This is a genomic window from Pectinatus brassicae, from assembly GCF_014201835.1.
GTDB lineage: Bacteria > Bacillota > Negativicutes > Selenomonadales > Selenomonadaceae > Pectinatus > Pectinatus brassicae.
Genome location: NZ_JACHFH010000048.1, coordinates 1 through 12,910, shown reverse-complemented (window position 1 = coordinate 12,910; position 12,910 = coordinate 1). Strand labels below are relative to the sequence as shown.

Below are 12,910 nucleotides of genomic sequence, written 5' to 3'. Positions count from 1 at the left end.
TTTCCAGCATTTCAAGCAGTATTGGATTGGTCTTTTGCCAATCTCTATATGCATATTTCTATACATACTGACTAGTTTGGTCGCCTAACTCACGAGCAAAGTCACGAGTGTGCAGCTCCCATTTAATCAATATTCATTTTTCTAGCGTTCTTTTTAAAAATATCACTATAACCAAAATCGAAAATAATTTTCTTATTATCAGTTTCAATATAGTAAGAAACACCAGGTTCCCCTAAAAAATAACGATCAATTATGGTATTATTATCTACAAGGACATGTAATTTCATAATTTTCTCCCATCGACAATGAATTTATACAGCTACTTATAATGTTCAATTAATAATGATAATTTTCCTACTTAATTTATCTATATTATAATTTTTCCCTATAAATAGCAACAAATTATAAAAAAGAGGTATTTATATGACTCTGCAGCAGCTAAAATATATTATTGAAATTGTCAACTGTGGCTCTATCAATACTGCCGCCCAAAAACTTTTTATATCTCAGCCCAGTCTGTCCAGTGCTGTAAAATCACTTGAGCAGGAACTGGGGATCGAGATATTTATCCGCAATAACCGTGGTGTAAGCCTTTCATCCGATGGGCAGGATTTTCTCAGCTATGCCCGGCAAATAATTGAGCAGACCTCATTATTAGAAAAACGCTATTTGAATAAAAAAACTGCCCGTCGCTTGCTGGCCGTTTCCACCCAGCATTATGCATTTTCCGTAAATGCTTTCGTTAACTTAATCCAAGATTATGCCCAGGACGAATATGAATTCATTCTGCGCGAAACAAAAACTCATGAAATCATTGATGATGTCAAAAATATGCGCAGTGAAATTGGTGTTATTTATTTAAGTGCTTTTAATGAACAAGTAATGACTAAAATACTGCATGATAATGAATTGATTTTTTGTGAATTATTTACGACTAAACCATATGTGTTCATAAGTTCCACTCATCCTCTTGCCCTACAAAAAAACATTAGTTTTGCTGATTTAGAACCATATCCCTGCTTATCTTTTGAGCAAGGCACGCATAATTCTTTTTATTTTTCTGAGGAAATCCATAGCACAATATCCCATCAGAAAAATATCCAGGTTAGCGACAGAGCAACATTATTCAACTTGGTCATTGGTCTTAATGGCTATACCATCTCAACGGGTGTCTTAAGTGAAGATTTAAATGGCAGCAACATTATTTCCCTCCCTTTGGACAGTTCTGAAATGATAACCGTCGGCTATATCTATAACAAACACACTCAATTAAGCCGCTTGGCCCAAAATTATATCCAAAAACTAAAACATTATATCAATGCCCGTGTTATAGAATAAAACTATATCTACTTAGATTTTTTTAAACTTACCCTATATCATACTAATAGCGTTATAATAAACACACCTAAAAAAACACATTCCAGGAGGATTTATTATGGCACCTTTTAATTATGATATAGTGGGCAGTTTTCTTCGCCCGGAAAAACTAAAACAAGCTCGTATCGACTTTGCTGCCGGAAAAATTAATCACACGGCTTTACAGCAAATAGAAAATAGTTGTATTAAAGACCTTGCTGATAAACAAAAAAAATTGGGTCTTAAGGCCATTACTGATGGTGAATTTCGCCGCTCTTTTTGGCATCTTGATTTTCTTGCTGCCTTAAATGGTATAGAAAAAGTAAGTGCCAAAGCTTGGTCTGTGGCATTTAAAGACCACCAGCCCAAAGCCGAAACAATTAAGATTACTGGGAAAATTGAGTTTCCTGATAACCACCCCTTTATTTCCCATTTTAAATATCTACAGTCTTTAGCTGATAATGAGCATATAGCTAAACTTACTATACCTTCCCCTTCGATGCTGCATCTTATAACCTGTGTCCGCGCCGATACTTATGTACCCATTGACAGCTATAATGATGAAAAAAATCTTTTTGCTGATATTACCACTGCCTATAAAAAAGCCATACAGACATTTTATAATCTTGGCTGCCGTTATTTACAACTTGATGATACTTCTTGGGGAGAATTTTGCTCAGAAGAAAAACGTCAGGCTTACGCAAAACGAGGCTTTAATCTTAATACTATTGCTGAAAACTATGTTAATATCATCAATGATATTATCGCTGCTAAACCTAAAGATATGACCATAACAATGCATATCTGCCGCGGAAATTTTCGTTCAACTTGGTTTTCCTCGGGCGGTTATGAACCAATCGCTCCCATTTTATTTGCCAACTGCAATGTTGACGGCTTCTTCCTAGAATACGACAGTGATCGAGCCGGTGATTTTAAACCATTGCGTTTTATAAATAAGCAAAAAGTCGTATTGGGTTTAATTTCCTCCAAAACAGGTGAGCTTGAAAACATTAAAAGCATTAAACAGCGCTTAACAGAGGCGCAGGAATATCTGCCATTAGCACAATTAGCGCTCAGTCCACAATGTGGTTTTGCCTCCACTGAAGAAGGGAATATATTAACAGAAGAACAGCAATGGCAAAAAATCAAATTAATAAAAACAATTGCCGATGATATTTGGCAAGAATAATAACAAGGAGCTATTTACATAAATTTAAAAACATATAAATAGCTCCTTGTTATTATTTATATAGTTCTACTCTGTTTCTGCCATTTTGTTTTCCAGCATAAACGGCAATATCAGCGTGTTTTACTATTTCATCAACTGACATCCAATAATCATACACAGCCACACCTATTGTAAGCGTGATTTTCATTTCCAAATCCTCACAAAGAAATTTATAATTTTCTATTTCCCGTCTGATATTTTCTGCTATATTCACAGCAAATTGTTCATCGCTTTGTGGCAGTAAAACAAGAAATTCCTCCCCACCCCAACGAGCTGCATAGCCATAATCCTGCAAACATTTTTTAAAAATACTTGCAGCTTCTTTCAATGCAAAATCTCCGCAATCATGTCCATACTTATCATTTATATGTTTAAAAAAATCTATATCCAGCATAAACACTGCAAAAACTGTATTAGATTTTGCAAATTTTTCTATTGAAGCTTCTAATTTCTCAATTAGGAATCGCCTATTATAAAGACCTGTCAAAAAATCTATTTGTAATAAGTTTTCCAATTTTTCTTTCGTTGTAGCTAAAGCTATATTTTGCTGCTCAAGCTCAATAGTTCTCTCCTTAACTTTATGTTCTAAACGATTTATAAGCGTTTCTAGATGATCGGCCATATTATTAAAAGCAATTCCCAATACACCAATTTCATTCTTTTGCGAAGTATGAGCACGTTTAGAAAAATCTCCATTAGAAAATTTCTCAGAGATATCTATTAATTGATATATTGGTTGCAGGCAATTATCTATTTTATGCGAAGAAAAAAATACGACTATAAATAAAATAATAAGCAATATTACTGCTGATACCCAAATACTTTTTTTTATTGCCATTACATATGGACTTTCCGGCACCGCTGTTATTAATATCCAATCAATTCCGGAATTTTTATACTCCGAAACCTTTACATAAAAATCCCTTATGCCCACAAGAGTATTTACAGTATCATCAGCATTGTTTTGATAATTAATATAAGCTGTTTTTATCGTATCATCCTTAATTTCCTTGGCACTTATTCTATGAAATACACCAGCAGCATCAACAGTAAAATTTGGTTTATTGTCACTATTAGCCACTAAATAGCCAGTATTCTTTTCGAAAATATAGGCTTTAGCATAACGTGATTTCACAATTTCCTGCAATTCATTATTAAGTTTATACAGTGTAATATGCGTTCCCAAAACACCAGTTAGTTCTTTTTTATTATTATAAATAGGATATGAAGCAGAAATAGCCAAATCATTCATCACAAAATGACGGTAAATATCAGAAAATACTGGTTTTTTATTTTCTACGGCCGCTTTATACCAATCACGCGTACGTGGATCAAATTTTTTTAAATATTTAGCTACACGACCAATTTGCAGCCCATCATCTAACATATAATATGTAGATTTACCACCTGTATATTTATTACTTTCCATAAATTCCAACTGATCATATATACTGCGTACACCATAATATTCACCATCCGCTGTGCCAAAACTAAAACTATAAACACTATCATCGGCACTGCGCATGACACTGCCAAAAAATTTAGCATCATTATTGACATCTTTTATATTTATTAAGCCATTTTCAATAAAATATCTATTTTGCTCATTTATAGCCAGCGGAATATCAATAAATGTTTTTATTTTCTGCAATACTGCCTGTGTAGTTTCCTGCTGCGTATATACCATTGTTTCTTTTATCGAATTATTCCAGTAATAAAGTATTATAAAAACAATCATACCTACCGTCAAAACCAAACTTGAAAAAATCAAAGAGCGTATTTGTTTTTTTATTGATTTATCTGATAAATGCGACATATTATTCTCCCTATACCTAGATTGACATTGAGTTAATCAATAATATATTTCTAATATAATATTGATTATCCTTCCAATACAAAACGACCTATAGAATTTATTTACAACTTTTTTTACTCTCAGAAATATATTATGCTATAATTAAATAAAAATATTTCATATACTTAACGAGGACTTAAAATAATATGACGCCCAGACTTCGCACTGTTGCATCCTTTGTACCCGAAAAATCTTCAATTATTGATATTGGTACTGACCATGCTCTAATCCCTATGTATCTATTAAAAAATAAACGCATAACTCATGCCATCGCTGTAGATGTCAATCCTGGACCATATGAGACGGCCAAGCAAGCTATCTATGATAAAAATCTGCAAGCATATATTGATGTCAGGCTTGGCAATGGCTTGACCGTTGTAAAAGAAAATGAAGCTGATATTGCTATTTTTGCTGGAATGGGTGGCATTCTTATCAATAAACTTTTACAGCAATCACCACAAATTGTAAAAAATTTAAAGGGTCTTATTGTTCAACCTCAGCTAGCCGCAGAAAAACTCCGCCAATATCTTTATGAAATTGGCTGGCATATTAATAATGAAGCTTTAGCTAAAGAACAGGATCATATCTATCAGATAATTTACGCGCTGCCTGGAACAAAGCCCATGCCGAGTTATCTGGAGTTAGAAATTGGACCGATATTGTTGCAGAACAAACCGCCATTATTTAAATTTCATATTGAAGAATTGCTGCGCCGCCATAAAAAAATATTAAAAGGCATGCAGGAAAGTACTCAAACCTCAAATCTTGAGGAACTCAATAAAAAATCTGCTTTAATAAAAGATTTGGAGATGATGAAAACATGGTAAAATGTCAAGTTATAATGGATGCTATGGAAAAAATTGCTCCACACAATTTGGCGGAAAAGTGGGATAACCCCGGTTTATTACTAGGCAATCCTGCACAAAAAGTAAATAAGCTGATGGTTTGTCTTGATGTTAATGAAAAAGTTATAAACCAAGCTGTCAGTGAGCATTGTGATATGATAATTTCCCATCATCCTTTTATTTTTCAGCCCATAAAAAAAATCCGCACTGATCATGCCCAAGGCAAGATGATACAGACGCTGCTGCATTATAATATTGCTGTATTTGCTGCCCACACCAATCTTGACAGTGCCCATGGTGGTGTTAACGATATACTTTGTACACTATGGGGAATAACAAATACAGCACCGCTTGACATCAGCTATAAAGAAGAACTTGTCAAACTTTGTGTATTCGTTCCCAGAGATTATGCCGACCAGGTTCGTATGGCTATCGGTGATGCCGGAGCTGGCGCTACCGGCAATTATTCGCATTGTTCCTTTGAGTCTGATGGTATTGGCCATTTTCTCCCGTTAGATGACAGTACTCCATTTATCGGCAAAATTGGCGAAATTTCCTCAGTAAATGAAATAAAATTAGAAACTATTTTCCCGGCAAAATTACAGGGACCAATCATAAAAGCCATGCTCAAAAATCATCCCTATGAAGAACCTGCCTACGAAATATTCCCATTAAATATCACTGGTGATAACAATGGTCTTGGTCGAATTGGCGAACTTGCCGAACCGATGGAACTAGAGGAATTTTCTCTTATGATAAAAAATACTTTGCCAGCCACTTCTATCCGCCTAGTAAAAAGCAATGATAAAACAATAAAAAAAGTTGCCTTATGCAGTGGTGCTGGCAGTGAATTTATCGGCAGGGCTAAAATACTTGGTGCTGATATTTATATAACTGGTGATGTTAAATATCACGAAGCACAAAAAGCCCAGGAACTTAATATCAATCTTATAGATGCCGGTCATTTCGGCACAGAATTTCCTGTTGTTAAAACTCTTAATGACAAATTAGCAACATTAGCCAACGAAAAAAAATGGAATATTGACATAATCTATGATAATTGTTCTATTGACCCATTTATAACTATCTAATTAATTCACAAAAAAGCTGTTATTAATATTAATGCCATAATATTAATAACAGCTTTTTTATTTTTTATTTTGTTTATTTTTCATGGTAGTAATATCATGGGCATGTACCAAGCATACCTCACGATTCTGCTGCCAATAAATTTTTGATACTGCTATTCTTAGCCATATCTTACGTTTAGCAATATATATATCTTTTTTTATTGATTGAAGCGCCTCTGCCATTAAGTCAATAGGACAAAACGAGCATTTTGTTTCTTCATCGCAAATAATATTAAAACAATTTTTACCTAAACTGTCTGTACCAAAAAATTCAGCTGCTTTTTTATTGAAAAATAAAATTTCATATGTTTTTTTATCAATTACATAAATAAAGGCATCAATGTGATCAAGAATTTCCAAAGCCTGTACTCGCGATAAATTCATACTATCCATATAACGTTTTTGCTGCAAAAAAGTCCCTAAAATTTCTGCTGTAAATGATAATGACTCGATTTCTTCATCAGTCCAGCAACGCGGATGCTGATGATATTCAAAACAAATACCACCATAAAAATCACCTTTATCATCATAAATCGCACATTCTAAAATAGCTTTTACTGGTGAATCACTGAAAAATCCCTTCAAATCATTTGGCAGAACTGCAATATCAGCATAACTAAAGATACCTTCTTCATCAAAATGTTTATAAAAACGCATGGCTACTTCCCGTGGTATGTTTTGTTCTATATTTTGTCGTGATATTATGCCATCATTACACCATTCAAAAGTTGTAGAAAACTTTTTCTCGGTAATTTTTTCCAAGATAAAAGCTCGGCTTATATTATATTTTCTGCCAATAACTTCTAAAATAAGGTTTGTTGCGGCATTAGCATCTTTACTGCGATATAAAATACGAAAAATATATTCTATTATATTTTCTGTAAATGCCTTCTTATTTTTTTTGTCACCACTAGGCAGCTCATAATCCATGCGTTCACTGACATATTCATAAGTAAGCATCATGATATATATAATAATTGTTTTTTCCGGCAGACTTTACATGATACATAGCCTTATCAGCTTTCTCAAATAATTCCGCAAACGTATTGCCTGAATCAGGACAAACTGCAATTCCAATATTTGCTGATACCTGATACTTTTCCTTATCAGCCTTATACTCACGCCGCAGGTTTTCTACCAATTCCCAAGCTTTTTCCTGAATAATTTCCTCGGTATTTATATTTTTTAATAAAGCGACAAATTCATCACCACCAAATCGTCCCACGATATCACTGTTGCGAAAGGAACTTTGGATTGTCTTGGCAAGCTCAGCTATAACAGCATCGCCAAATAAATGCCCTAAATTATCATTAATAGATTTAAAGCCATCGATATCAATAATAAACAGTGCCTGTTTTTTACTGACAAGACTATCATTCAGCAAATATTCCGTAATAAAATTTTCTGTCGTTCCTTTATTAAATAATCCTGTCAAAACATCTTTTTGTGCCTGCTGCAATAATTTTTCATATTCATTTTTTTGCGTATTAATATCAGTCATTAAACCAAAAACCCGCTCAGCCTTATCCTCTTTATTACAGCGTAATAACATACGCAGTTGAAACCAGCGATACTCACCTTGCAAAGTCCTTAATTTTAATTCAAATTTTTCATAACGATGTACCAATGGTTTCGACTGGGATTGAATTTTATTTATATACTGTGTTAGTACATCATGGCAATCAGATGCTATTATAAAATTTCTTTTTATATTCTTACTAAATAATTCTCCCGTTGGTTTTTTACCGAAAACGAGCTCCCAATTATCAGCTACATGTAAATAATCATTTTTTACATCCCATTCCAATATAATAGCATTGCTTAATTCGGCTAAAATCCGAAAGCTTTCCATATCAAATTTATTTTTTTCAGCATTTTCCCGCTCCATAATAACTCCTAATCCATAATATATCTTTGCTTTGCCAAAACACTTTTCTTACAATATTGTCAATTATATTCCCAATATATCTAAACTTCAACCTATTAGCTTATTTTCCTTTACAAAAAAACTCCTTTAGCTAAGCTATTTGCTTAAATTAAAGGAGTTCATCTATATCTTCGAGTATTATTTAGTTTATATTGTCAGTCCTGCGGTGCAGAACCATATTTATTGTCGCCGTCCTGTGAAGGCTGCACTGTCCAGTATAGCACCAGCAATGAACCTATAAGCGGTATTATTCCCCACAATAAATTCCAGCCTGATTTATCTATATCATGAAAACGTCTCACGCCTACAGCTATACTTGGTACACATATAGCCAGGAATATTATTCCAAATACACCTGAAATAATCCCCCCCAATAAGCTCCCTGCTAGAATAGCCGTAATTATGAAATGGAGTATACTGAGCAAAAATATAGCTAAACTAAAATACCAATATTCACTGCGCGATGCTCTGCCTTTAAAATTAGCGTAATTTTCTTTGATACACGATTGTACTGCTTCTGTTAATGTCATGAAAGACCTCCAATAGTAAAATTTATCGAGCTATAATTATAACACATTTTTATTAGTTTAGCTATTATTTAAAATTATAGCCTTATACATGTTTACTAATTTTCTATAACACTACAAAATTTAATCATCAATTATTCAGGCATATCTCCATATCTGTTTTCGCCATCTTCCGAGGGCTGTACCAGCCAATAGATAAGAAGAATCCAACCAATAATCGGCACAAAATCCCATAGCAGATAGCAGATACCAGCCTGACTTGCCTATATCATGCAGCCGTCTGATAGCTACTGCTACAATAGGGACAAAAAGCGCCAAGAGTGCAATACTTATTATACCTGAGATAATTTCCATAAAAAAATTATCTACTGAATAAATAAATGCTTTGCCATTAATTAAAGTTAATATCCATATAAACAATTCAAAAAACCAAAACTCACTGCGTGAGGCCCGCCCATTAAAAGTGGCATATTTTTCCTTAATACATGTCCTTAATGCTTCTGGAAAAGTCATAATAAAAACCTCCTTATAATAAAATACATTATCTCTATACTGCTTAATTTTCTTCAAATAGTTATCACAATAAAATGATAACCTGGCAGGTATATTTATTATTATATTCAGTAACTTATTATTCCCTTACATATTATTACGCTGTTTTACTGGAAAATACCTTTAAGCAAATAAAAAAGCTTAGCAAAATTCACTAAGCTTTGAGTTTTCATCATTATAAAAATATATTTATTAAATTTTGCTATAAAGCATACGATATTTTTTGGGAGACATTCCTGTTATTTTAACAAATGTACCATTGAAATAACTTTGGCTATTGTAGCCTACAGTCAGTGCAATATCTGTAATACTTTTCTTCGTATCTATAAGCAACGTTTGGGCCTCGCCTATACGCCTGCGCATCACATACTGCATAGGTAATTGTCCATAATTTTTTTTTAAAAACATGACTCAAATAATACATACTTATATATAAGTTTTCAGCTATCGCATTCAATTTCAAATCTTCCATATATTTTTCATCAATATAAGTTTTTATTTTTTGTGCTAATATATTTTCCTTATTGTTATTAGTATTATCCAATGTGTCTTGTTCAATGCCATAGATCAAAACCACTAACGCACGTAAAAGATAATTTATATATTCTTCTGTAATATTATTATTTTCAATGCTTGCTTCATACATCATGTGAAAAAGGCTTTTTATTTTAAAATAATTATCACCTGTTTTTAAAAGTGGCGATTGGTTTTTTTTTAATAAAGTATTATTCAAAAACCCATTAATTTTAAGATTATTCATTGCACAAGTTGCAATGCAAAGATTAGTCCCAATAGCGGACTCATCATGCAATATTCCCGCATTTAAGATTAACAAATCACCTTTTTCTGTATAATATTTTTTTCCATCAATTATATGCATACCATATCCATCTATTATGAAAATAAATTCTAATGCCTTTTCATGTAAATGCATGGCTCGTGGTATTTGTGTATATTGTCCTTTCGCCTCATATATAGAAATTAATTTTGGGAAGCTATCTTTAAATATTGTTTGAAAGTTCTCATTAATAAACATATGCGCTCCTTTAAACATCGCTATAAATTGTTATTTATATAATATATTATTACTATTAAAATAACAATTTTTTCAAACAATATCCTTTCTTCTAAATAAAAAAGGAGCATCACAATTAAATGGGAGGACTAATGATGCCCCTAAAAAACATAAAATTAATAATGGTAAAGCGATATTTATATATTTTTTAACTATTTATCATTTAAATTAATTATTTATTATATTCAGTATATTAAATTTATTAAAAAGAAAATATTTATCTTAATTGGTTAATTGTATAATCAAATTGAACAGTAAATAAAAAATCCATAGGGACCATTCACGTGTTAGAATGTAATCACCACAAAAACATTTACACGGGGGAATAATCACTATGGACTACTCCAATTTTACCATAAATGAATCAGAACGCAAGCCTGGACAACATCTTCAAAGAGAAGATCGTGGAGCCATTGAAAAGCTGCATCGTGAAGGTTACTCACTAAGGAAAATAGCTAAATTAATAAATTGTTCTCCAAGTACTGTAATGTATGAATTGCGCAGAGGTACTGTATCGCGTAAACCCGGCAGAGGAAGACCACCAATTTACTTAGCAAAACGGGGACATAATGTCTATAAGCACAATCGTAAAGCATGCCATAAACCACATAAGTTAGATACTTGCAAATCCTTTGTAAAATGGGTTGTTAATGCATTTCACTTTAACGAGTGGTCAATAGATGCCTGTGTCAGATATGCACGGGTTAATCAGCTATTTAGTAAATCCAAAATGTTGTCAACAAAAACCATGTACAACGAATTAAGAAAAGGCAAATTGCCAATTACAATGTTTGACGTTCCTTATGTTTTGACACGCAGACGCAAAAAGAAATACTATCGAATAAATAAACGACTAAAAGGAAGAAGTATCGAGCAACGTCCCAAAATAGTTGATGAAAATAGTCAGTTTGGACATTGGGAAATAGATACAGTAGTTGGTAAACGCAAAGGTCATGAAGAAGTTATCCTGTCGCTTATCGAACGTGTAACTAATAACTATTTTGCATTCAAAATCAGTGGCAAAACAAGTAATGCAGTAAATAAGACTATGGAAAAACTTCGAGAAACATATGGTAGTAAATTTAATAAAGTATTTAAAACAATAACAGCGGATAATGGCTCAGAATTTGAGAAGTTGGCAGCGATTGAAAAGTGGGGTACAAAAGTTTACTTCACGCATCCTTACAGTTCTTACGAGCGGGCCAAAAACGAACGGCATAATGGCATGCTAAGAAAATTTGTGCCCAAAGGAGTTTCCATTAAATGTTTTCGTTCTGAACAGATTCTTTCTTTTGCTGATAAACTCAATGGATTGCCTCGTAAATTATTAAATTACAAAACACCAGAAGAGCTTTTTGATGAAAATTTAGATAAAATATATTCTAACCAAAAGTAATTATGGATAAAAAAGTGTTCAATTTGCTATTGCAATTTACGTAATATTTTCGTTAATATCTTTTATTTAAAAAGCCTATTTTATATAATTTACTTGTTAATAAAAAGGAGGGCTTTATCATGATAAATGAAGATGTAAAAAAAGTTTTAACAGAATGTATGTGGGATTTAGCAACCTGTTCCAATAATCAACCTAATGTTATTCCTGTTGCACGACAAACGCATGAAATTAAATTCAAACAGATAAATGGCAAATAATAAATTTTTTAATTGAACTTAAATCTGCATAATTTTTTCGATATATTTTTCAGTGCTTAAGCTGATCATATAACGTTTCGATTTAAGACTAATATTCTTGCGTCCAACATCAAGTAATTTAAGCGTGTTAATTGCCAGTTTTTTAATTATATTCAAATTGTATGCAGCTGCCTTATCTATTGTGTGATTGCCATCTTCACGGAATGTTACATCCAAATGCCAATGGTAGCTTTCTACCATCCAATGGCTACGGATTGCTCTGGCTATTTCTTTGACATTTAGTGGTAAACTACTGATAAAATATCTGGTTTCCGTTGTAGTAACGCCATTCTTGGTTATCGTGTTTTTCGTCATTGCAATAGATTTTAATCCAGTCCATTCTTTCTTCTTTGGCAGCCATGCTATATCGTCAGTCTGCCAGTATTCACGTTTTTCTATTCCGCTTCGTGCTTTTTCGATGCTTTTAGTATAATCACACTTGGCAACGAATTCAATGCCATTAAAGTATAGCTTAACATCATTATATAGATTCCCTTGATTACCTTTTAATGCTAGAACATAGTCAGCCCGTTTCTTGCGAATCTTTTTAACTATATTTGTTTGTGTACCCATGGCATCAGTCGTTATAATATTTCCCTTTATATTAAGGTCATCCAACAAATCCGGAATTGCGGTTATTTCGTTACTTTTTTCATTTACACATTTTTGTCCTAAACAAAAACCCTCTTCATCTACGGCACTTACTATATGATTAGCTTTTTG

At 32.8% G+C, this 12,910-nt stretch carries 15 protein-coding genes and 1 pseudogene; 6 read left to right on the top strand and 10 right to left on the bottom strand.

The features are described 5' to 3' along the window. Positions 1-122: 122 nt before the first annotated feature. Positions 123-287 (bottom strand): hypothetical protein, encoded by a 165-nt coding sequence (locus HNR32_RS12675; RefSeq protein ID WP_196611083.1) that lies wholly within the window; start codon positions 285-287, stop codon positions 123-125. A gap of 136 nt (positions 288-423) precedes the next feature. Here HNR32_RS12675 and HNR32_RS12670 point away from each other — a divergent pair, with 136 nt between their 5' ends. Both HNR32_RS12670 and HNR32_RS12665 read left to right on the top strand, forming a co-directional pair. Further along, positions 424-1,338 carry a LysR family transcriptional regulator gene (locus HNR32_RS12670; RefSeq protein WP_183863237.1) on the top strand — a complete coding sequence of 305 codons (915 nt, stop codon included), beginning with the start codon at positions 424-426 and terminating at the stop codon, positions 1,336-1,338. 97 nt (positions 1,339-1,435) lie between these two features. Then, positions 1,436-2,545 (top strand): 5-methyltetrahydropteroyltriglutamate--homocysteine S-methyltransferase, encoded by a 1,110-nt coding sequence (locus tag HNR32_RS12665; protein ID WP_183863235.1) that lies wholly within the window; start codon positions 1,436-1,438, stop codon positions 2,543-2,545. 52 nt (positions 2,546-2,597) lie between these two features. Here HNR32_RS12665 and HNR32_RS12660 read toward each other — a convergent pair whose 3' ends face one another. Beyond that, entirely contained in the window at positions 2,598-4,400 is a 1,803-nt protein-coding gene (locus tag HNR32_RS12660) for a diguanylate cyclase (RefSeq protein WP_183863233.1), read from the bottom strand. A gap of 185 nt (positions 4,401-4,585) precedes the next feature. Here HNR32_RS12660 and HNR32_RS12655 point away from each other — a divergent pair, with 185 nt between their 5' ends. Both HNR32_RS12655 and HNR32_RS12650 read left to right on the top strand, forming a co-directional pair. Beyond that, positions 4,586-5,266, top strand: coding sequence for a tRNA (adenine(22)-N(1))-methyltransferase (locus HNR32_RS12655; protein ID WP_183863231.1), 681 nt, complete (start codon positions 4,586-4,588; stop codon positions 5,264-5,266). Next, positions 5,260-6,375 carry a Nif3-like dinuclear metal center hexameric protein gene (locus tag HNR32_RS12650; protein ID WP_183863229.1) on the top strand — a complete coding sequence of 372 codons (1,116 nt, stop codon included), beginning with the start codon at positions 5,260-5,262 and terminating at the stop codon, positions 6,373-6,375. The genes HNR32_RS12655 and HNR32_RS12650 overlap by 7 nt, the downstream gene beginning before the upstream one ends. Before the next feature lie 57 nt (positions 6,376-6,432). Here the strand turns inward: HNR32_RS12650 and HNR32_RS12645 are convergent, their stop codons facing one another. The 7 genes and pseudogenes from HNR32_RS12645 to HNR32_RS12625 all read right to left on the bottom strand — a co-directional run bounded on the left by HNR32_RS12645 (position 6,433) and on the right by HNR32_RS12625 (position 10,456). After that, positions 6,433-7,377 carry a PAS domain-containing protein gene (locus tag HNR32_RS12645; RefSeq protein WP_183863227.1) on the bottom strand — a complete coding sequence of 315 codons (945 nt, stop codon included), beginning with the start codon at positions 7,375-7,377 and terminating at the stop codon, positions 6,433-6,435. After that, a complete protein-coding gene (locus HNR32_RS12640; RefSeq protein WP_183863225.1) occupies positions 7,361-8,302 on the bottom strand; it encodes a sensor domain-containing diguanylate cyclase in 942 nt (313 codons plus the stop codon). The genes HNR32_RS12645 and HNR32_RS12640 overlap by 17 nt, the downstream gene beginning before the upstream one ends. A 194-nt stretch (positions 8,303-8,496) precedes the next feature. Continuing rightward, positions 8,497-8,871 (bottom strand): DUF805 domain-containing protein, encoded by a 375-nt coding sequence (locus HNR32_RS12635; RefSeq protein ID WP_183863223.1) that lies wholly within the window; start codon positions 8,869-8,871, stop codon positions 8,497-8,499. 131 nt (positions 8,872-9,002) lie between these two features. Beyond that, positions 9,003-9,092, bottom strand: coding sequence for a DUF805 domain-containing protein (locus HNR32_RS14560; RefSeq protein WP_375782645.1), 90 nt, complete (start codon positions 9,090-9,092; stop codon positions 9,003-9,005). 46 nt (positions 9,093-9,138) lie between these two features. Next, positions 9,139-9,381: pseudogene (locus HNR32_RS12630) on the bottom strand (DUF805 domain-containing protein); the annotation flags it as partial. Positions 9,382-9,612: 231 nt separating this feature from the next. Continuing rightward, entirely contained in the window at positions 9,613-9,771 is a 159-nt protein-coding gene (locus HNR32_RS14555; RefSeq protein WP_375782646.1) for a helix-turn-helix domain-containing protein, read from the bottom strand. Further along, positions 9,695-10,456 carry a cupin domain-containing protein gene (locus HNR32_RS12625; protein ID WP_183863221.1) on the bottom strand — a complete coding sequence of 254 codons (762 nt, stop codon included), beginning with the start codon at positions 10,454-10,456 and terminating at the stop codon, positions 9,695-9,697. Before HNR32_RS12625 ends, HNR32_RS14555 begins: the two co-directional genes overlap by 77 nt. Before the next feature lie 373 nt (positions 10,457-10,829). Between HNR32_RS12625 and HNR32_RS12620 the strand changes: the two genes are divergently transcribed. Both HNR32_RS12620 and HNR32_RS12615 read left to right on the top strand, forming a co-directional pair. Next, entirely contained in the window at positions 10,830-11,891 is a 1,062-nt protein-coding gene (locus HNR32_RS12620) for an IS30 family transposase (RefSeq protein WP_183863219.1), read from the top strand. Between the two features lie 119 nt (positions 11,892-12,010). Then, positions 12,011-12,148, top strand: coding sequence for a hypothetical protein (locus HNR32_RS12615; protein ID WP_183863217.1), 138 nt, complete (start codon positions 12,011-12,013; stop codon positions 12,146-12,148). An 18-nt stretch (positions 12,149-12,166) separates the two neighbouring features. Here the strand turns inward: HNR32_RS12615 and HNR32_RS12610 are convergent. Then, positions 12,167-12,910 (bottom strand): ISAs1 family transposase (locus HNR32_RS12610; RefSeq protein ID WP_183863215.1); only part of this gene is annotated, 744 nt, incomplete at its 5' end.